The organism is Corynebacterium uropygiale, from assembly GCF_021568315.1.
In the GTDB taxonomy this organism is placed as follows: domain Bacteria; phylum Actinomycetota; class Actinomycetes; order Mycobacteriales; family Mycobacteriaceae; genus Corynebacterium; species Corynebacterium uropygiale.
The window spans coordinates 21,441-42,280 of record NZ_JAKGSI010000003.1 but is presented as its reverse complement, the minus strand read 5'-3'; the positions used below and the strand labels follow the sequence as shown (position 1 = coordinate 42,280).

Annotated in this window: 13 protein-coding genes; 6 read left to right on the top strand and 7 right to left on the bottom strand. The window is 67.9% G+C overall.

Annotation, left to right across the window (positions count from 1 at the left end; translation table 11 throughout):
- Positions 1 to 25 precede the first annotated feature (25 nt).
- Genes purH through L1O03_RS06080 form a run of 3 tightly spaced genes read right to left on the bottom strand, consistent with a single transcriptional unit; the run spans position 26 to position 3,531 of the window.
- Entirely contained in the window at positions 26 to 1,573 is a 1,548-nt protein-coding gene (purH, locus tag L1O03_RS06090) for a bifunctional phosphoribosylaminoimidazolecarboxamide formyltransferase/IMP cyclohydrolase (protein WP_236118563.1), read from the bottom strand.
- The gene (gene purN / locus L1O03_RS06085; protein ID WP_236118562.1) at positions 1,566 to 2,189 is read right to left on the bottom strand and encodes a phosphoribosylglycinamide formyltransferase; all 624 of its coding nucleotides are present in this window, start codon (positions 2,187 to 2,189) and stop codon (positions 1,566 to 1,568) included. The genes purH and purN overlap by 8 nt, the downstream gene beginning before the upstream one ends.
- Entirely contained in the window at positions 2,182 to 3,531 is a 1,350-nt protein-coding gene (locus L1O03_RS06080; protein WP_236119190.1) for a cell division protein PerM, read from the bottom strand. The genes purN and L1O03_RS06080 overlap by 8 nt, the downstream gene beginning before the upstream one ends.
- Before the next feature lie 413 nt (positions 3,532 to 3,944).
- Here L1O03_RS06080 and L1O03_RS06075 point away from each other — a divergent pair, with 413 nt between their 5' ends.
- The 4 genes from L1O03_RS06075 (at position 3,945) to L1O03_RS06060 (ending at position 8,805) form a co-directional block, all read left to right on the top strand.
- Complete coding sequence (locus tag L1O03_RS06075) at positions 3,945 to 4,712, top strand: M23 family metallopeptidase (RefSeq protein ID WP_236118561.1); 768 nt, start codon at positions 3,945 to 3,947, stop codon at positions 4,710 to 4,712.
- A 207-nt stretch (positions 4,713 to 4,919) separates the two neighbouring features.
- Positions 4,920 to 5,495: a helix-turn-helix transcriptional regulator gene (locus L1O03_RS06070; protein WP_236118560.1), complete on the top strand. Its 576-nt coding sequence runs from the start codon at positions 4,920 to 4,922 to the stop codon at positions 5,493 to 5,495.
- Complete coding sequence (locus L1O03_RS06065) at positions 5,492 to 6,190, top strand: ABC transporter ATP-binding protein (protein ID WP_236118559.1); 699 nt, start codon at positions 5,492 to 5,494, stop codon at positions 6,188 to 6,190. Before L1O03_RS06070 ends, L1O03_RS06065 begins: the two co-directional genes overlap by 4 nt.
- On the top strand, positions 6,190 to 8,805 hold the full coding sequence (locus L1O03_RS06060) for an ABC transporter permease (RefSeq protein ID WP_236118558.1): 2,616 nt from the start codon (positions 6,190 to 6,192) through the stop codon (positions 8,803 to 8,805). Before L1O03_RS06065 ends, L1O03_RS06060 begins: the two co-directional genes overlap by 1 nt.
- Positions 8,806 to 8,826: 21 nt before the next feature.
- Here L1O03_RS06060 and pcrA read toward each other — a convergent pair whose 3' ends face one another.
- On the bottom strand, positions 8,827 to 11,235 hold the full coding sequence (gene pcrA, locus L1O03_RS06055) for a DNA helicase PcrA (protein ID WP_236118557.1): 2,409 nt from the start codon (positions 11,233 to 11,235) through the stop codon (positions 8,827 to 8,829).
- A gap of 47 nt (positions 11,236 to 11,282) precedes the next feature.
- Between pcrA and L1O03_RS06050 the strand changes: the two genes are divergently transcribed.
- Positions 11,283 to 11,597 (top strand): chorismate mutase, encoded by a 315-nt coding sequence (locus tag L1O03_RS06050; RefSeq protein ID WP_236118556.1) that lies wholly within the window; start codon positions 11,283 to 11,285, stop codon positions 11,595 to 11,597.
- Between the two features lie 42 nt (positions 11,598 to 11,639).
- Here L1O03_RS06050 and L1O03_RS06045 read toward each other — a convergent pair whose 3' ends face one another.
- Positions 11,640 to 13,121: an NAD-dependent succinate-semialdehyde dehydrogenase gene (locus tag L1O03_RS06045; protein WP_236118555.1), complete on the bottom strand. Its 1,482-nt coding sequence runs from the start codon at positions 13,119 to 13,121 to the stop codon at positions 11,640 to 11,642.
- Between the two features lie 206 nt (positions 13,122 to 13,327).
- Between L1O03_RS06045 and pgi the strand changes: the two genes are divergently transcribed.
- Complete coding sequence (gene pgi / locus L1O03_RS06040; RefSeq protein WP_236118554.1) at positions 13,328 to 14,956, top strand: glucose-6-phosphate isomerase; 1,629 nt, start codon at positions 13,328 to 13,330, stop codon at positions 14,954 to 14,956.
- Position 14,957: 1 nt separating this feature from the next.
- On the opposite strand, the gene L1O03_RS06035 is transcribed toward pgi, so the two are convergent.
- Together L1O03_RS06035 and L1O03_RS06030 are read right to left on the bottom strand one after the other, a co-directional pair.
- Positions 14,958 to 15,857: a DNA-formamidopyrimidine glycosylase family protein gene (locus L1O03_RS06035; RefSeq protein WP_236118553.1), complete on the bottom strand. Its 900-nt coding sequence runs from the start codon at positions 15,855 to 15,857 to the stop codon at positions 14,958 to 14,960.
- A 55-nt stretch (positions 15,858 to 15,912) separates the two neighbouring features.
- Positions 15,913 to 20,808 (bottom strand): ATP-dependent helicase, encoded by a 4,896-nt coding sequence (locus L1O03_RS06030; protein WP_236118552.1) that lies wholly within the window; start codon positions 20,806 to 20,808, stop codon positions 15,913 to 15,915.
- Positions 20,809 to 20,840 lie beyond the last annotated feature (32 nt).

Here is a 20,840-nt window from a genome sequence, read left to right as displayed (position 1 = left end):
CAGCCTCCCCGTGCCCACGCGCATTCTAGTGCGCGAAGTGGCGTGCCCCGGTGAGGTACATCGTCACGCCGGCTTTCTGAGCGGCCTCGATGACCTCGTTGTCGCGGATGGAGCCACCGGGTTGGACAACCGCCGTGACGCCAGCCTCCGCGAGCACCTCGAAGCCGTCCGCGAAGGGGAAGAAGGCGTCGGAGGCGGCGACGGCGCCGGCCACGCGCTCCTCGCCCGCACGCTGCACTGCGAGCCGCGCGGAGTCCACGCGGTTCACCTGGCCCATGCCCACGCCGACGGTCGCCCCGTCGCGCGCGATGAGGATGGCGTTCGACTTCACCGCGCGGATCGTGGTCCAGGCGAAGGCAAGGTCGGCGAGGGTCTTCTCATCGGCCGCCTCGCCGGCCACGAGCTGCCAGTTCGCCGGGTCGTCGCCCTCGGCCTGGAGGATGTCGCGCTCCTGGCGCAGCAGCCCGCCGGACACCTCGCGCTGCTCGAAGCCCCCGCGCTCCGGGGCCTCGGCCTGGAGGATGCGGATGTTCTTCTTCTGGGAGAGGATCTCAATGGCACCGTCCTCGTAGCTCGGCGCGATGATGACCTCGGTGAAGATGTCCTTGACCTGCTCGGCCATCTCGACGCTCACCTCGCGGTTCGCCGCGATGACGCCGCCATAGGCCGACGTCGAGTCGCAGGCGTGGGCGCGGCGGTGGGCGTCGGCGATGGACTCCTCCGAGACAGCGATGCCGCAGGGGTTGGCGTGCTTGATGATCGCGACGCAGGGACGCTCGTGGTCCCAGGCGGCGCGCCAGGCGGCGTCCGTGTCGGTGTAGTTGTTGTAGCTCATCTCCTTGCCGTGGAACTGCTGCGCCTGAGCCACGCCGCCGCTCACGGCCTCATCGACATAGAGGGCCGCCTTCTGGTGCGGGTTCTCGCCATAACGCAGCGTGTGGGCGAGGCTGTGCGTGGAGCCGGTCCAGGCGGGGAATTCCCCGTCCTTCGCCGCCCCGAGCCAGCTGGCGACGGCCACGTCATAGGACGCGGTGTGACGGAAGGCCTCGACGGCCAGCTCAGTGCGCTCTTCCAGGGTGAAGCCGCCGTTCTGGGCGGCCTCCAGCACCTGCCCGTAGCGGGTCGGGTTCACCACCACCGCCACCGAGGGGTGGTTCTTCGCCGCCGCGCGGACCATCGAGGGGCCTCCGATATCGATCTGCTCGATGCAGGCATCGCGGTCAGCGCCCGAGGCAACGGTCTCGGAGAAGGGATAAAGATTAACAACGACGAGCTGGAAGGGCTCCACCTCCAGCTCCTTGAGCTGCGCGAGGTGATCCTCCTTCCGGGTATCGGCGAGAATGCCCGCGTGCACCCGCGGGTGCAGGGTCTTCACGCGACCCTCGAGGCACTCCGGGAAGCCCGTGAGGTCCTCCACCCGGGTCACCGGGACGCCGGCGTCGGCGATCCGCTGGGCGGTGGAGCCAGTCGACACAATCTCAACGCCCGCCTGGTGCAGGCCGGTGGCGAGCTCCTCCACGCCACTCTTGTCATACACGCTAATGAGCGCACGCTTAATCGCTTTTTTAGTCATTCTTGAAGTGAACCTCTCCTGTACGGCCGTCGACATGAGCGCGGCGCAAAATCGAGACGATGAGTCGGCGTTCAACTTTCTTGATGCGCTCATGCAGCACATCTTCGGTGTCATCAGGCAGAACAGCGACGGCTTCCTGGGCGATGATGGGCCCCGTGTCCACCCCTTCGTCGACCAGGTGGACCGTCGAGCCCGTCACTTTGACGCCGTAGCGCAGCGCGTCGCGCACGCCGTGGGCGCCGGGGAAGCTCGGCAGCAGGGCGGGATGCGTGTTGATGATTCTGCCCTGGTAGCGGTGAAGAAAACCCTTCCCCAGGATCTTCATGAAACCGGCAGAGACAACAAGATCCGGTTCGCCGAGGGCTACTGCCTCCGCGAGCCGGATGTTCCATGCGTGACGGTCACCATCAAGGGCGACGATGTCTGTAGGGATGCCCACGCCTCGAGCTCGTTCCAGCGCTGGGCAGGCGGTGTCAGCCACCACGCGGGACACGCGATAATGCTCATCCTGGTTGTCGAGGATGGACTGAAGGAGCGTCCCACTCCCCGACACAAGGACAACGATGTTCAGAGGACTGTGATGTTCCGTAGATGACACTCCGCCTATGCTAGTCACTCCGCGTGTCGGGGTTACCCCCGGGTGTGTCCTCGTCGGCGTCGACGGGTGCCTCGGGTTCCTCCGCATCCGCCGGCTCCTCGGGATCCTGTGGCTCGACGGGGGCAGGCTCGCTCTCCTCCGGCGCCGCGTCCTCCTCCTCGTCCTCGGGCTCGGGGTCGGCGGGATCCGGCTCGTCCGCGGCGTCGTCGAACTCCCCACTGTCCTCGACGTCCTCGGTGTCCTCGGCATCCTCGACGCTGTCCTCTTCCTCCTCGTCCGGGAGCTCAGCCGCGTCGTCGATGTCCACGTCGTCGATGTCCGCGTCCTCTTCAGCCTCGGCCGCCGGGCGCGGCTCACGGGAGTTCCACCACTGCGCAGCGGCGATAATCCCCGCCACGATCAGCCCCGTTCCGCCAAGCCACAACACAACAAGTCCGGCGCTGAGCCCCACGAGGGCCCCGACATGCCCATATCCGGCCAGCTGCCCGCTGGCCAGCCAGCCGGCGATGAGCGTCATGATCCCGGCGGCCACGCCCGAGCGCAGCGCCGAAGCCCAGCCTGAGCGGTGGCGCCACGCGGTGAACGCCCCAAGGAAGGCCGGGATGGCGAGGAGGATCGTCGCGAGGGGATGGATGCTCGTCGGCATGGCGGCGAGGAGCGGCAGGGGCGGCAGCGGGGCCGCGTGGGCACCGAAGAGGCTGAGAACTATGTCGCCCATGTGGAACTCCCCGCCCACCAGGGCGACGGCCGTCGCGATGATGGCATGCGGGAGGTAGAGAAGGCTGAGAAGGATGAGCCCCACCACCCCGAGGGCGCCGAGCCCGTGGTAGGCGTCCAGGATCTCCGATTGGCGGTCATAGTTAACGAGCAGGAGAACGACGACGATGAGGAGCGCAATGCCGCAGAGCCGGGCGAGGAAGTGCCGGGCGGTGCGGATGTCGTCGGCGACGGCGCTCGGAATGCCATAGCGGCGGAAGAGGGCGCGCCACAATGTGGTGCCCATCCCGCAGGCGAGCGCCACGAGGTGAAGGACGAGGACGTGAGAGACGGTGGGCCAAAAGGCCGGCGGGCTGACGTCGAACACCCTCCCCGCGCTCACGAGCATGAGGCTGGCAATCCCCGTGAGCACCAGTGGCACCAGAAGCACAAGCCCGAGGATGACGCCGAGGTCCGCGATAGAGACGCGATCCTTCACGGCGCGGTGGATGTGCTTCGCCAGCAGCGTGACCAGTGTTAACGCTGGGATTAATGGGACTAAGCCGATACTTACTCCCCCCGCTTCGACAGGTATGAGATTGGTCACTAACCAGCCAATCGCGATGGTTGCTGGTAACGCGATGAAGGTCGTGCCCGACAGCATCAAGATCAGGAGCGCAACCGCCACGATGATGAGCACCATGGTGAGGTGCGGGATGACAACCGTCGGTAAGTAATGAAGGACGCGAGCCTGGAAAGTGGTGGGAATTACTGGGGTTTTTCCCTCTTTCCGGGCGTCGCCACGGCGCAGAGCGCGGCGGCGACCCCGTTGTGGCCGCTGACGACCCGGTCGCGAGTGAGGACTCTTCTTACTATTCATCATCACCACTGTGCCACGGCCTCCCCGCCATCGTGGGCAGGCGGGCCGGAGGAAAAGTGTCCGAGAAACGGACATTCACCCTCATTTGGGTGTCAATGAGGGCTTGCAGCGGTGTAAGACATGCGACTAAGGTATCGCCAAGTAGGTAACAGGATGGTCACAAAACGGTGGCTACGAGGACTCATCGGGAGACGAACGTGACAGAACGGCAGGCTCAGCGGTCCACCCAGGGGAAGCACCGTAAGGGTTCGAACTCCCGGCCGGTCCGCCACCGCATCGCCGCCGCCACCCTCGCCACCGCGGGTGTGTCCACTGCAGGGGTGAGCGGCGCGGCCGCCGCCCAGTTCACGGCGCAGGCGGACGCCTCCCACCAGTTCACGATGGTCGCGGACTCCGGGGCCCTCACCCAGAGTTCCTCCCCGCAGATCCTCGCCATCGCCGATAACCATCCCATCGATAACCTCCGCGAGCAGCTCACCAAGGCAGTCCAGAGCAATGCCGCGCGCATCCAGACGGAAAACGAGGAGCGCATCGCCGCGGCCGCCGAGGCCGCCAAGCACATCAGCGAAAAGCCGGGCGGCGTCGTTCTGCCGACCAACGGCACGCTGACCTCCCCCTTCGGGATGCGCTGGGGCGTGCTGCACCCGGGCGTGGACCTCGCCAATGAGATCGGCACCCCCATCCACTCCGTCATGGACGGCACCGTCATCGACGCCGGCCCGGCCTCCGGCTTCGGGCAGTGGATCCGCGTCCAGCACACCGACGGATCCATCTCCGTGTACGGCCACATCGAGACGATCGACGTGACGGTCGGGCAGCACGTCGTCGCTGGCCAGAAGATCGCCGGCATGGGCAACCGCGGTTTCTCCACCGGCCCCCACCTCCACTTTGAGATCCACCCTGGCGGCCAAGCTGCCGTCGATCCCATCCAGTGGTTCCAGGAGCACGGGATTTACCTCGGCTAAGCGCCGCTCCGCTCTCTCACCCGGGCCTGCGCCCGGGTTTGTGCGTGTCCGGACCCTCCCCGGCCCGCGGGGCGGTTCCTTCCCGCCGCGCGCCCTCCGCCTATCGTGCACGGACCCCCTTGACAGAGCGCAGTTACTGAGTAACTATGAGGGCGTGGGTAGTTACTGAGTAACTACTACCCGCAGTCCTCCGGCGAAAGAGTTCCCATGCCCATTCCCCATTCGATCCTCGCGGTGATCGCGCGCGGACCAGCCACCCCGGCTGGAATCCGCGAGCGCCTCACGGAGGAGGCCACGCCCATTGGCGACCTCAACATGGGCCAAGTGACGCAGACCCTCACGCGCCTCCAGCGCGACGGGTTCATCGAGGACGCCGGCCAGCAGCGCGCTGCCAACGGCCGAGCAACCACCCTGTGGAGGATCACCCCCAGCGGGAAAGACGAGCTCACTGAGTGGTGGTCTCGCCCCGTCGGGCGCCCCCACCGCGATCGCGATGAGCTCGTCCTCAAGGTCTGCCTCGCCCTGCACGACGCCGACGTCGAGGTCCTCCCGATCCTCGATCACCAGCGCACCCATGTCCTCCGCGAACTCCGCACCCTCACCACCGACGCACGAGCCGCCCGAGCTGACACAGCCCACGACGAGCTCTCCCCCGCCCTTCTCACCTACGAAAAATCCATCTACGAGCGAGAGGCAGAGATCCGCTGGCTCGACCGGGTCGAGGACGTCCTCGCCCGCCGTCGCCGCTCCTCTTCCCCGTCACCGAAGGAGTCACAATCATGAGTACCTCTCAGGCCACCGAGGTCCTCCGCCTCGATGCTGTTACCTGCGTTCTCGGCGAAGGCGCCCGGCGCGTCACTGCACTCGACGAGGTATCCCTCTCCCTCCGGCAAGGGGAGCTCCTCGCCGTCATGGGCCCCTCCGGATCGGGCAAGTCCACGCTCCTCAACGTCATGGGTTTGCTCCTTCCGCCGACGTCCGGCACCCTCACCATCCACGGCGAGGACGCCTCCCACCTCTCCCGCGCCGAGGCCGCCCGCCTGCGCCGCACGACGCTGGGCTTCGTCTTCCAGCACTACAACATGCTGCCGAGCCTCACCCTCGCGGAGAATGTCTCCATCCCCCTTGAGCTCGACGGCAGTTCCCCCCGATCCGCCCGCGTCGAGGCGGACACGGCGCTTGCCGAGGTGGGCCTCGAGGGCCTCGGCGAGCGCTACCCCGACGAGGTCTCGGGTGGCCAGGTGCAGCGGGCTGCGATCGCCCGGGCGCTCGTCGGCCCCCGCAGCATCCTGCTCGCCGATGAGCCCACGGGCGCCCTCGACACCTCCACGAGCGACGACGTGCTCCGCATCCTCCGCGCGCGGGTGGATGACGGGGCAGCGGGAGTCCTCGTCACCCACGAACCTCGTTTCGCCGCCTGGGCTGACCGCGTCATCCGCATGCGGGACGGGCACGTCTTTGTAGAGGATGACATCTAATGCGCACCATTCTTCGCCCCTTAGTCCGTACAAAGAAGTCCCTCATCGTCATCCTTCTCCTCGTCGCGATCCCGGCGGCCATTCTCGCCGGCGCTGCGACGTGGTGGACCTCCGATGCCCGCTTCCACGACGCCGTGACCACCCGCAACGTGGAGATGGCCACCTATGTGGGGGCGCGCTGCCATCAGGATGAGACCGCCCGCACCGACGAACACTGCACCTACCCCGACCCGGCCTTCCGCCCGCAGCACGCGCGGCAGGCTGACGGGCTTCAGTCCGTGCTCGGCGAGGACAGCTCCCTCGCGCTCTCCCTCTCCTTCCCCAGTGAGATCAGCACGGACTCCGACTCCGTAACGACGGACACCCAGCAGCTCGACGCCAGCCTTCTCCCCGAGGGCTACCGGGCCACCTCCGCTACCGGGCGCCTCCCCGGCCCCGGTGAGATCATGCTGAGCCCCTCCGCCGCCTCGACCCTCTCCGTCCAGCAGGGAGACACGGTGCGCCTCCAGCCGACAGGCTGGGATGAGCACCGCGAGCCCATCACGCTCACCGTCTCCTCCACCAAGGGCAATAGCACGGCGACGGTTCTCGACGGCACCGTCGTCGACGCCGCCGATCTGCCCACAGCGCTTCCCGAGGAGTGGAGCGCGACGTGGATCCTCTCCTATGGAGGGGAGGTCTCGCCAGCCATCATCCCCGCCCTCAACGACGAGGGGTTCCTCCTCACGTCTCCGCACTTCGCGCGGCCCATTGATGGTGGGGTCGGCGTGGATAACATCGGGGCCTTCCTCCTGGTCTTCGCGATCATCCTCGGGGTCGTTGCGGTTCTGCTCATCTCCCCGGCCTTCACGGTCCTCGCCACGCGGAACATCGCGATGTTCTCACTCCTCGCCTCCCAGGGTGCCTCACCGAGCCAGATTCGCCGGGGTCTCATCACCTTCGGCGCGCTCGCGGGGCTGGTCGGAGGCGTCGTGGGCACTGCCCTGGGCGTGGCCGTGGGCGTGGGAAGCTGGCTGAGCGTGAATCCCATGTGGTGGCCCATCCTCCCGTGGACGGCGATGGCGGTCATCATCGTGGTCTGCGTTCTCGCCTCGGCGCTGCTCGCCGCCATCCCCGCGGTGGTCATCGCGCGCATGGCGCTCAGCCAGGCGCTCGCGGGGGCCGCCCCGGACCGTCTGCGCCACTTCCAGCGGTGGATGCTCATCGGCCCGGCGCTGGCCATCCTGGGCATCATCGTGGGGGCGGTGTTCCGTCACTTCACTCTCGGCGGAACGGGCTGGGCCATCGGGATTCTCCTTCTGCTCCTTGGGCTGGCCGGGAGCACCCCGCTCTGCGTGTGGCTGTGCGCAGCGGCGCTGCGCCGTGGCCCACTGGCGCTGCGGCTTTCGCGGCAAGCGCTTGTGCGCCAATCTCTGCGCTCGGTCAGTGTGACGGCGGCGCTGGCGGCCGTCGTCGGCGTGGCGGGAATGTTCTACACCAGCAATGCCGATATTGAACGGTCCATGAACGATACGTCTATTCCCGTCTACTCCTCCCCCACGATCCTCCTCGAGGGATCAGGGACCGAGCACACCGACGGGCTCGACACCCTGCGGGCCTCCGCCGAGGAGGTGCTGCCCGGTGCGCGTTCAGTGGAGCTGACCTCAGTGACCGAGGCAAGCATCTCCATCACGGATGGCACCCCCTGCTCCGTGGACGGCAAGGATCACCTCAATCCCGAGCGCGCCCCCTTCTGCCGCATGGTGCTTCGCGGTCCGAAAGCCGACACCGGGATATCGAGCATCATTGTTGCCTCCAGCGACATCGCTGAGGTCTTCGCGATGAGCCCGGAGGAGCAGGCCGCTGCCGTCGATACTCTCAACCACGGCGGAGTGCTCATCTCGCGGGATGCGCAGGACTACTTCGGCGGCCTCACCGGGCAGATTCCGCTCACCATTGATCTCTACGCGGATGCGCTCAATGACTCCCCGCCCACGCAGCACGATACGCCGCGTGCGGCGGCCGTCCTCCCGCCCAGTCGGGATATCATCCTCAGCCCGCAGCTCGCGGAGCGCTATGGCATGTCCCACGAGGTCAACGGCGTCCTCTACCACCACACGGGGCTCAGCGCGGAGCAGATGGAGAAGGTCACTGCACAGCTGAGGGAGAAGGCCGAGCAGACGCTGCCGCCCTCCTACGTGCGCGAGCTCTCCAGGAGCGACACCACACTCCGCAGCGGCGTCATCCTCCTCGCGGTCCTCACACTCATCATCCTCGTGGTGAGCGCCCTGTCCCTCGGCCTCGCGCGGCCGGAGCTGCGCCGGCAGTACCAGCTGCTCGACGCGCTCGGCTCGCAGCCCGGCTTCGCCCGCAGGGTGAACGCCTGCTATGGGGCGCTCACCGGCGTCGTGGCTGCCGTCATGGGTGTGCTCTTCATGCTCATCACCGTGGCGATAGGCGCCCACGCAACGGTGACGGACATCGACGGCGTGACTCTGGTACCCGGGACGCTGCAGATGCTGGCTGGTCCCATCGGGATCATGAGCCTCATCATCCTCACCGCACCGCTCGGCGGGGCGCTGGTGGGGTGGTTGGGAACCGGAAAGATCACCCCCATGCTCAGCCGGCCCGACTAGCCCCTCGGGACAGCGCCCGGCCTAGAGCTTCTCCATCGGCAGCCCGCCGATGAGCACAAGGTTGATCGTCCCCGCCGAACCGAAGTCGATTTTCACCGTCGCCGCGGGCCCACTCCCATTGGCCTCGACGACGGTGCCCAGCCCATATTTCTCATGGTTGACGCGGTCACCCACCGCGAGGTTGAGCTGGGCGGCGGTGCGCCGCGTCCCCGAGGACGAGGAGGAGCGCCCCGCCCCACCGGCCCGGCGCGGCCAGGGCTGTCGGCTGGGCGAAGGCCGGGCGGACTGCCCGGAGCCCCACCCGCCGGAGCTCCCCCAGGAGTCCGAACCCCAGGCGGAGGAGAAGCTCTGCTCTGGTTCCTCTCGCTCCCAATCGAGGACATCATCGGGGATTTCTGCGAGGAAGCGGCTCGGCGGATTGGTCTGGGCCGCTCCCCAGGAGGAGCGCATTATCGCGCGGGTGAGGTAGAGCTTCTCGCGGGCGCGCGTGATGCCGACGTAGGCGAGCCGGCGCTCCTCGGCGAGCTCATCGGGATCACCAAGGGAGCGCATGTGGGGGAACTGCCCGTCCTCCCACCCGGTGAGGAAGACGACGGGAAACTCCAGGCCCTTTGCGGTGTGCAGCGTCATGAGGGTGACAAGCCCCTGGTCATGGTCGGGGATCTGGTCGGCGTCGGCCACAAGGGAGACTTTCTCCAGGAAGTGCTGAAGGCTGCCGGGTTCCGGCTCCCCCTCCTCCGGCTCGAAGCTACCGCCATCCATCTCCGCGTAGGCGATGTCCCGGGCGGTCTCCGCGGAGAACTCCCGCGCCACGGAGACGAGCTCGTGAAGATTATCGAGGCGCGTCCCGTCCTGCGGGTCATTGCTCGCTTCCAGCTGCTCGCGGTATCCCGTGCGGTCCAGCAGCATGGTGATGATCTCCCCGAGGTCGGGAAGTCCGGTGCTCTCGTCGACGACGTCCGCCATCTCCTCGCGGATGCCGTCCATCATCTCGACGAAACGGGCCAGCGCATTGCGGCCCCGGGCGCCCACCAGCCCCACTTCCCCGGAGGCGGCCCGGCGCACGGCCTCTCCGAAGCTGCACCCGGTGCTGTCGGCGTGTTGGGCGAGAACCGCCTGGGCGCGGTCTCCGATCCCCCGGCGCGGGGTATTAATGATGCGGCGCATGCTCACCGTATCGGCCGGATTATCGAGCACCCGCAGGTAGGCAATGATATCCCTAATCTCTCGACGCTCGTAGAATTTCGTTCCGCCCACGACGCGGTATGGGATGCCCGTTCGGATGAGCACATCTTCAATGGCCCGCGAGGAATTATTGGTGCGGTACATGATGGCGATGTCATCGTAGGAGCGGCCACGATCCACCAGGCGGTCGATCTCCGAGGCAATATACCGAGCCTCATCGTGCTCATTATCCGCCACGTATCCGGTAATCAGATCCCCGCCTTCTGTGGCGGTCCAGAGTTTCTTCGGGCGGCGATTGTTATTACAAGCAATCACCGCGTTGGCGGCGCTGAGAATGGTATTCGTGGAGCGATAATTCTGCTCCAGGAGAATGGTCTGCGCGTGGGGGAAGTCGCGCTCGAACTCCTCGATGTTGCGGATCGTCGCCCCGCGGAAGGCGTAGATGGATTGGTCTGAGTCACCGACCACGCACAGCTCACTCGGCGGGACCTGGCCCCCGGGCGTCCCGACGAGCGTCGCGATGAGGACGTACTGAGCGTGGTTCGTGTCCTGGTACTCGTCGACAAGGACGTGCCGGAAGCGGCGCCGATAGTACTCCGCAACGTCCGGGTGCCGCTGCAAAAGCCCCACGGCCTCGCCGATGAGGTCATCGAAATCGACGGCATTCGCTGCGCGGAGCCGACGCTGATACTCCTCATAGACCTTCGCGACGGTGAGGGCGCTGAGATCATGCTCGGCTTCCGCTTGGGCGTGCGCCCGGGCGGGCTCGATGAGCTCGTTCTTCAGCTGGGAGATCGCGTTGGCGAGCATCCTCCCGGAGTAGCGCTTGAGGTCCAGCTGGAAGTCCTTGGCGATCATGCTGAGGAGGCGGCGGGAGTCGTCGGCATCATAAATGCTGAAGTTGGTATTCAGCCCCGGGACGAGGTTCGCCTGCTGCCGCAGGATCCGCACGCAGATGGAGTGGAAGGTGGCCATCCACATGCGCTCCGCCTGGGGCCCCACGACGTCGATGACGCGCTCCCGCATCTCCGCAGCCGCCTTGTTGGTGAAGGTGATGGCGAGGATCTGCGAGGGGAACACCCCGCGCTGCTGGATGAGATAGGCGATACGCTGCGTGAGCACCGCCGTCTTGCCCGAGCCGGCGCCCGCCACGATGAGCAGAGGGGAACCGCTGTGCTCGACTGCCTGGAGCTGCTGCGGGTTGAGCGGGAAGCGTGCCTGAGGAGCGGAATCAGAATGAACCATGATGCCTTATAACGTACCGCGCGTCCTTCGCGTGGCAGAATAACTGCATGGCGAACTCCCCCTCTTCCGAGCACCCCGTTGATATTCGTATGTCCTCCGGCACAGATGATCCCCTCTCCGACGCCGAGATCCAACAGTACCGGGAGGAGATCAACCGCCTCGACGCGGAGATCATCGCCGCAGTTCGACGCCGAACGATGATCTCCCAGGCCGTGGGCCGCACCCGGATGGGCAGCGGCGGGACGCGCCTCGTCCACACCCGGGAGGTGGCCATCATCAACTACTTCCGCGACGAGCTGGGCGAAGAAGGCCCGGCCCTCGCCGCGATCCTGTTGCGGATGGGGCGCGGCCGGCTCGGCTAGGAGCAGCCGGCCGGCCTCACCAGGCGCCCCGCAGGCAGAACGTTAGAGAGGCAGGGAGATGAACTTGGTCTCCAGGTACTCGTCGATCCCCTCAAAGCCGCCTTCGCGGCCGTTGCCCGATTCCTTCACGCCGCCGAAGGGCGCCGCCGGGTCGGAGAGGGCGCCCTTGTTCACGGCGACCATGCCCGCCTCGATACGCTCGGCGGCGTCGAGGGCGCGGCTCAGGTCCCGGCTGAACACGTAGGAGGCCAGGCCGAAGGGGGTGTCGTTGGCGAGGCGGATGGCCTCGTCGTCATCATCGAAGGTGGTAACAGCCACGACGGGGCCGAAGATCTCCTCGCGGTGAATCTCCGCCTCGGCGGGGATGTCGCTGAGGATGGTGATCGGGTAGTAGGAGCCGTCCTCGGGGAGGCCGGCGGGGAGCTCGCCCATGCGACGGGTGGCGCCGCGCTGGACGGCGTCGTCGACGAGCCGGCTCACGGTGTCCACCTGGTCGTCCCCTGAGAGCGGCCCATAGGTGGAGTCCGGATCCGTGCCCGGGCCCACGCGGAATTCGCGGAGCAGCCCCTCCACCTTGTCCAGGAACTCCTCCTTCACTGAGGAGTGCACGAGGAAGCGGTTCGGCGCGATGCACACCTGCCCCGCCCCGCGCATCTTCGCCGCCACGACGGCCTCCGCCGCGACGTCGAGGTCCGCGTCCTCAAACACGACGTAGGGCGCGTTGCCGCCGAGCTCCAGGGAGACGTTCAGCGAGTGCTTCGCCGCCTGGGCCGCGAGCGTCTGCCCCACCTCCGTGGAGCCCGTGAACGTGAGCTTGCGGACGCGCGGATCATCGAGCAGCGCCGAGAAGTCGCGCGCGCTACCCGTGGGCACGACGGCCAGGACGCCGTCGGGAAGCCCGGCCTCCTTGAGCACCTGCGCGAGGTAGAGCATGGTCAGCGGGGTTTTCGACGCCGGCTTGACGATGATCGTGCAGCCGGCCGCCAGCGCGGGCGCGATCTTGCGCGCGCCCATGGCCAGCGGGAAGTTCCACGGGGTCACGGCCACCACGGGGCCCACGGGCTGGCGGTGCACCACGATGCGGGCGTTGCCGGCGGGGTTGTGGCGGTAGTCGCCGCTGATGCGCACGGCTTCCTCCGCGAACCAGCGGAAGAACTCGGCGCCATAGGCAGACTCGCCGCGCGAGTCGGGAAGCGCGCGCCCCAGCTCGGCGGACATAATCTGCGCGAGGGTCTCGGCGCGCTCGGTGAGGAGGGTGAACGCGGTGCGCAGGATCTCCGAACGCTCGCGGGCGGGGGTCGCGGCCCAGGACTTCTGGGCGGCGACGATGGAGTCTAAGCCGCGGCGGGCGTCGGCGGCACTTCCGGCTGCCACCTTCGCCAGGACGGATCCATCGGAGGGATTGATGACGTCGAGGGTGGCGGAATCCTCGGCATCCTGGAACTGCCCATCAATAAAAAGGCCCTTGGGCAGGGACTCGATCAATTCTGCAAGGTTCGTCGACGTGTCGGTACTCAAAGACATGACTTCATCCTATGCTGCCCATCACAGAATCAGAAGGTATCCGCAGGATATGGCCCCCTTTTTACCCCCTATTTTGGGTCCTGGATCACGCCGCACCGCCGCCCGTGAGATGAACCAAACTTCCCGCCGCCCGTCTTCCCCGCGTTCCTCCACTAAGTTGGACAGCGAGACTGAAACCGTATTCCTGACAGGAGAGATACAGCACCATGAGCGCGTGGACTACCTTGCAGCAGCTCTATGAGAACTCTCGTTCCACGACGTTGAGGCACCTCTTCGACGCCGAACCCGGCCGTGCCTCCGCCTGGACCTTCGATGGAGCCGGGTTGCACGTCGATCTCTCGAAGAACCTCATCACCCCCGAGGTGCGCGATGGCCTCCTCGACCTCGCCCGCGAGGCCCACCTTGAGGAGCGGATCGACGCCATGTTCCGCGGCGAGCACATCAACCTCACCGAGGATCGCGCCGTGCTCCACACCGCGCTGCGCCTCCCCGTCGACGAAGACCTCACGGTGGACGGCCAGGACGTGGCCGCCGACGTCCACGAGGTCCTCGGCCGGATGCGCGACTTCGCCACCGCGCTGCGCTCTGGCTCCTGGCTGGGAGCCTCCGGGCACACCATCAAGAAGGTGGTGAACATCGGTATCGGCGGATCGGATCTGGGTCCCGCGATGGCCGCCCAGGCTCTGCGCGCCTACGCCACCGCCGGCATCAGCGCCGAGTTCGTGTCCAATGTGGATCCGGCCGACATGGCTGCCACCCTCGAGCGCTGCGAGCCGGGCGAGACGCTCTTCATCGTCGCGTCCAAGACGTTCACCACGCAGGAGACCCTCGCCAACGCGCACGCCGCCAAGCGCTGGGTCCTCGAGGCTTTCGATGGGGATGAGAGCGCGATCGCCAAGCACTTCGTCGCCGTCTCCACGAATGCGGAGAAGGTCGCCGAATTCGGCATTGACACGAACAACATGTTCGGCTTCTGGGATTGGGTCGGCGGCCGCTACTCCGTTGACTCCGCCATTGGCCTCTCCCTCATGGCTGTCATCGGGCCGCAGGACTTCATGCGCTTCCTCGAGGGCTTCCACGCCATGGACCAGCACTTCCGCACCGCCCCCTGGGAGGAGAACATCCCGGTCCTCATGGGCCTGCTGGGCGTGTGGTACTCCAACTTCTACGGGGCCCAGACGCACGCCGTGCTCCCCTACTCCCAGGACCTCGCCCGCTTCCCCGCGTACCTCCAGCAGCTCACCATGGAGTCCAACGGCAAGTCGGTGCGCCGCGATGGTTCGGCCGTCGAGCACGGTACCGGAGAAATCTACTGGGGCGAGCCGGGCACCAACGGCCAGCACGCCTTCTTCCAGCTCATGCACCAGGGTACGAGGATGATCCCGGCGGACTTCATCGGCTTCGCGCAGCCGCACCAGGATCTCCCCACCGCCGACGGCACCGGCTCCATGCATGACCTCCTCATGGGCAACTTCTTCGCGCAGACGAAGGTCCTCGCCTTCGGCAAGACCGCGGAGGAGATCCGGGCCGAGGGGATCGCCGAGGAGATCGTGCCCCACAAGGTCATGCCGGGCAACCGCCCCACGACGACGATCCTCGCGGAACAGCTCACCCCGCAGGTTCTCGGTGCCCTCATCGCCCTCTACGAGCACATCGTGTTCGTACAGGGCGTCATCTGGGACATCAACTCCTTCGACCAGTGGGGCGTGGAGCTCGGCAAGCAGCAGGCGAATGACCTCGCTCCTGCCGTGAGCGGCGAGGCGGAGCCGGACTCCGGCGATGGCTCCACCGACTCCCTCATCGACTGGTACCGCGGCCACCGCGGCGAGGAGTAGCTCACTCCCCTTCTGAGGATCCCCGCCCCTCGGGGGAGGGCGGGGTTGAAGGGGCAGCCGCGTCGGGGGCAGCCGCGTCGGGGGCGGGCTGGCAATGGGGGCACCACCAGATGACCCGATCCTGGTTGTCCCCGCTGGTCCGGGGCCCGAGCCAGCCCGTGACAATGGGCGTCTGACAGCGTCGGCACGGCCGGTGGTTCCGCCCGAACACATATGTGCTCTCCCCGGCGCGCCGCACCCCCGTGGTGACGCGCAGGGGAGCATCACGGTTGGCCATCATGATCCGGTGCGCGCAGTCGATGATCTCCTCCACCGCGCTCGCGCCGAGCTCCCCGACGAGCCTCGCCGGGTGAACACCGCAGATGAAGCACACTTCGGCGCGGTACTCGTTGCCGATGCCCGCCACCATGCGCTGATCGAGGAGAGCTACCCCGATGGGGATCCCCGGGGACGCGAGGATCCGCGCGATGGCCTCCTCCCGGCCGCCCTCCTGCCAGTCCGGGGCGAGGATGTCGGGCCCGAGATAGCCGATCTTCTCGTAATAGCTGCGGGCGGGGAACACATCGACGCGGGCCAGCTGGTACCCGACCAGCTCAATGACCTCCTCGCCCGTGTTCCCCTCGATCTCGAGCACGACGCGCGCGGTATGCCCCGGGCGGCGCCAGCGTTCGCCCCGCCGGTGGACGTCCCAGCGCCCCTCCATCGCGAGGTGGGTGTGGAGGATGTCCTCCCCGCACTGGATGAACAGGTGCTTCCCGTAGGGCCACACCGCCTCGACGCGGCGGCCGCGGAAATCGACCGTCGCGAAGGCCGGGACCCGCAGGTCACTGCGCAGGATGATCCGCCCGGTGAGCCACTGGAGGCGACGGGCAAGCTGGTAGACGGAATCGCCTTCCGGCATGGTGTCACCTCCGTTCGTGATCTCGTCTCGTGATCGGCCTCGCAGCGTGCGCTACTCAGCGGCGGGTCCACCGTCGGGGAGGCCGCGGCACCCCGCGCGGTCCGCGGGGAATGTCGGTGTCCTGAGCGCGTTCGTGCAGGCCAGGGGCACCTGGTCCCTCACCCTCCGTCGGACTATCCGAGAGCTCGCTCAGCGCCTCCGTCATGCTACGCCCCCGGCGCGGGGCTGGCCCGCGGTTGCTCCGTCGTGACATACCCGGGCTACTCGGCTGGCGGCGGATGCTGATCCCCCGGGGTGTGAGCCGAAGTCCGGCGGCGCTGATGAGCTGGGCGCACGCGGGCTGGAGGACGTCCTCGCCGTCGATGCTTTCCACCGTGAAGGGCTCCATGCGCCCGCGGCTGACGGCGTCCTGCACGGCGGCGATCGCCATGCGCAGGACCTCGGGCTTCTCCAGGGGAGCGCCCTCGCCGCCGAGGCGCAGCGTGCGCCCGCCCCGGCTGAGATAGGCCATGAGTACCCCGTCGCACAGCACCACGAGGGCGCCCGCCGCCCGCTGTGCCCCGGCGATGGTCCACGGAATGCTCGCCCCGTAGGGGTTCGCGGGGTCCACCGCGGCGAGCAGCACCGCCTCCGGGTGATGGCTTCCCGACGGCCACCCCTCGGCGTCGGGCGAGTCGTCAAGCCCCCGGAGCCTGTCAATGATGGCGGGGGTGGAGAATTGCGCGGCGCCTAGCCCGTCGACGAGGTAGCCGCGCAGGGCCCGGCCGTGATCCTCGAAGTTGCTGAGGATGCGGTAGGCCATGCTGAAGCCGCCGGGGGTGTCCTCGGCGACGATGCTCCCGCGCGTGACCACCCCGTAGCGGTCGAGCCATGCCTCCCCGTGCGCGAGGGAGCGGCTGGCGGAATCCGTATCCGGGGAAGGCGCCAGAGACCAGCGTCCGCGCAGGTCAGGTGGGGTGCTGGCGGTCGAGGCCGCCTGCACCTGCTGGTGGAAGCTCGTCCGCCCCATCCGCAGGCGGGTGCGCTGCGGACGCCGGCGCGTGCGGTGAGCCCTGCTGCCGGCCCGCCCCTGCTGGGACAGGCGGACCCGAATGGGCTCCATGCTGTCCGGGGAGACCAGCCCCACCTCTACGAGGTCCCACATGGCGGCCCGGGCTTCCTCCATCGTGGCCGTCACCTCGTGGAGGATGTCGCTCACGTGGTAGGCCCCGCCGCGGCCCAGCACGTCGAGAATGCTGCGCTGGATGGGTGAGAGCGTCGGTTCCTCATCGAGAATCGGAGTGAGCTGCTCGGCATAATCCGCCGGGAGCAGCATGATCCACGGGTCCTGCGCCCCGGCGCTTCCCGCCCCGAGGATGAGGACCTCGCCCTGGCGGGTGAGCTCGTCGAGGAAGTCCGGCTGGTAGTCGGCGACGCGGCTGGGCAGAATCATGCTCTCCCACGCCGACGCCGGCAAGCGCACACCCGCCAGCTGCTCGATGGCGGCGAAGGTGCCGTCGACGCCCGAGAGCTCCCCGCTCCCGCCGACCCGGGCGATCCCATGCCACTGGGTGAGGAAGCGCGCGAGGGCCGTCGTGGAAATCGGCTGCATGTGGGATCTCGCCTGCGCCAAACCCCGCGAGCGCAGTATCTTCAGCACGTGGCGGGCGCAGAATTCCCGCTCCGTGCAGCCCTGCCGGAAATGGCCCTCGACGAGGTCCCCGCGCTGGGTAAGCCCCTGCAACACTGTGTGTGCAGCAGACACTCCGAGCCCGAAGATCTCACCCACCTCCTGGGCGGTCACCGGGCCGCGGGAGCGGGCGCAGCGGCCCACCAGCTGTTCGAGAGCGTCGGGCACGGTCTCCGTCGCGGCGGGCACCCCGGGCGGCACCGGGATTCCCAGGCCATCGCGCAGCAGCGGCGCGTCCTCAACGATCGCCAGGTGCTCTCGCTCCGCGATGCGCACGCGCATGACGCGGCCGCGGGTTTCCTGTTCGGTGCGGGCCAGGGGATCCGCAAAGGCGCAGTGGCGCTCGAGCTCCGCCACGGGGATCGGCCCCGTGGCCCGCAGGACGTCCACGAGCTCCTCCGGGTGCCGGGCCTGGCGCCCCGGTGCCGTGTGCTGAAGCTCCGCGTGGACCTCCTCGATGAGCTCCGGGTCCAGCAGATTGCGCAGCTCCACATCCCCCAGGAGCTGGCGGAGGAGCTCCGGGTCGAGCGAAAGCGCCGCCGCCCGCTTCTCCGCGAGCGGACTATCCCCCTCATACATGAAGGCGCCGGTGTACGTGAACAGCAGGGAGGCAGCGAAGGGGCTCGGCTGATCCACCGTGACCTCCGCGATCCGCACGCGGCGTTGCTCGAGGTCCCGCAGGAGGGCGCCGAGGGCGTCGAGGTCATACACATCGTGGAGGCACTCGCGCACCGTCTCCAGGATGATGGGAAAGCTCGGGTAGCGCCGGGCAACGTCGAGGAGCTGCGCCGCCCGCTGCCGCTGCTGCCACAGGGGAGCCCGCTTCCCCGGCCGAGTCCGCGGAAGCAGCAGGGCCCGCGCCGCGCACTCGCGGAAGCGGGAGGCGAAGAGCGCCGAGTCCCCCACCCGCGCGACGATGAGGTCCCGCGCCTCCTCCGGATCCAGGTGGAAGAGCGCCGCCGAGGGGATCTCCTCCCCCTCCGGCACACGCAGCACGATGCCATCGTCCCCGCTCACCGGCTGGGCGTCGATGCCCTTCTCCTGCGACATCCTCGCCCCGACGGCCAGCGCCCACGCCGCATTGACCGCCCGCCCATAGGGGGTGTGCAGGACCAGCCGCCAATCGCCCACCTCATCGCAGAAGCGCTCGAGGACCAGCGTGCGCTCATCCGGCACAATGCCCGTGGCCTCCTCCTGGCCGGCGAGGAAAGCACGGATATTTCGCCGCGCGTTCTCGTCGAGGTCCATCCCCTCCAGCAGGCTCGGGTTCGCCGCGACCTCACGTCGGAAAGCGCCCACTGCCCTGCCGAGCTCGGCGGGGCGGCCGGCGTCGTCGCCATTCCAAAAGGGCAGGCGGCCCGTGTGGCCCGGGGCGGGGCTCACCATGACGTGGTCCTTGGTGATCTCCTCGATCCGCCAGCTCGACGCCCCCAGCGTGAATGTGTCCCCCACGCGGCATTCGTAGACCATCTCCTCATCGAGCTCGCCGACGCGCCGCGGGGACTTCTCCTCCTCCTGCCCCACGAGGAAGACCCCGAACATCCCGCGATCCGGGATCGTGCCGCCGCTCGTGACCGCCACGCGCTGGGCGCCGGGCCGGGCGCTCAGCCGCCCCGACACCCGATCAAAATTCACGCGGGGGCGCAGCTCCGCAAAGTCCGTCGAGGGATACACCCCGCTGACCAGGTCCATCACCGCATCAAAAGCCGATCGGGGCAACTCCCGGTACGGATCCGCCCGCCGAACCCAGTACCACCACTCCTCCACATCGATGTCCTCGACGGCCACCGCCGCGATGGTCTGCTGAGCAAGCACATCGAGCGCATTGCGCGGAACCTGAAGTTCCTCGATCTGCCCGGCGCGCATCCGTTGGGCGATCACCGCGGTATTGAGCACGTCCGCACGATGCTTGGGATAGAACACCCCATGGGACACGCGGCCGACGCCATGCCCGGCGCGCCCCACCCGCTGCAAGCCCGATGCCACCGAGGGCGGGGACTCCACCTGCACGACGAGGTCCACGGCCCCCATGTCGATCCCCAGCTCGAGGGAGGACGTCGCGACCACCGCTTTGATCTTTCCCTCCTTGAGGAGGCGCTCCGTCTCCGCCCGCTCATCCTTCGACACGGAACCGTGGTGGGCCCGGGCGATGAGCTGCGGGGCCTGCCCCGCCACGTCCACCGACTTCATGAGCTGCGCCGGGTCCCGCCGCCGCGGGGCACTGAGGGCCTCGGGGTCGTGGTCGAGGGCCCACAGCTCGTTGAGCCGGGAGGTGAGCCGCTCGGCGCTACGCCGGGAGTTGACGAAGACGAGCGTCGATCGCGCCCCCATGATGTCCTCATAGAGCTCCCGCTCGATGAAAGGCCACATCGAGCCCTGCGTCGGGAGCGCCGACTCCCCCGCCCCCTCCGGCTGGGCATCCGCCGACATGCCGGTGCGGTCATCAATCGTGAGGTCCCCGATGCGGGAGCCCGGCTCCGGAGCGGGGAGATTCGCCATGTCCTCGACGGGCACGCGCACCTGAAGCTCCCACTCCTTCGTGCTCGGCGGGGCGACGATCTCCACCGGCCGATCTCCTCCGAGGAAGGAGGCCACCGCCTCCGGCGGGCGCACCGTCGCCGACAGCCCGATCCGCTGGAGCGTGCCCCCGTTGTTCTCCACGAGGCGGCTCAGCCTCTCCAGCGTCAGCGCCAGGTGGGAGCCCCGCTTGGAGCCCGCAAGCGCGTGAATTTCGTCGACGATCACCGTCGTCACCTCAGTGAGAATCCCCTTCGCCTTCGAGGTGAGCATGAGGTAGGCGGACTCCGGCGTGGTGATGAGGATGTCCGGCGGCGTGCGGACCTGCCGGGCGCGCTCCGCCGGCGGCGTGTCCCCCGAGCGCACCCCCACGGTGATCGAGGGCATGTCCAGCCCCAGGCGCTCGGCTGTCCGCGCGATTCCCGTGAGCGGGGCCCGCAGATTGTTCTCGACGTCCACCCCCAGCGCCTTGAGCGGTGAGATATAGAGCACTTTTACCCCGTGATCGCCGATGGGCGTGGCCCCAGGGTGATGAGTCTCCCGAAGCGGGAGTTCCGCCTGCCCCGTCGGCTCGACGAGCGCGTTCAGCGCCCACAGGAACGCGGCGAGAGTCTTTCCGGAGCCGGTCGGGGCGATGACGAGGGCGTGGTGCCCATCGGCGATCCGCTGCCACGCTTCCGCCTGGACCGCCGTGGGACGCTCAAAGACGTCCCGAAACCACGTAGCAACCTGTGGTCGGAAGCGGTCAAGCACGGAATCGGTCATAATGCCACATGCTAGTCAACGCATTAGAATAA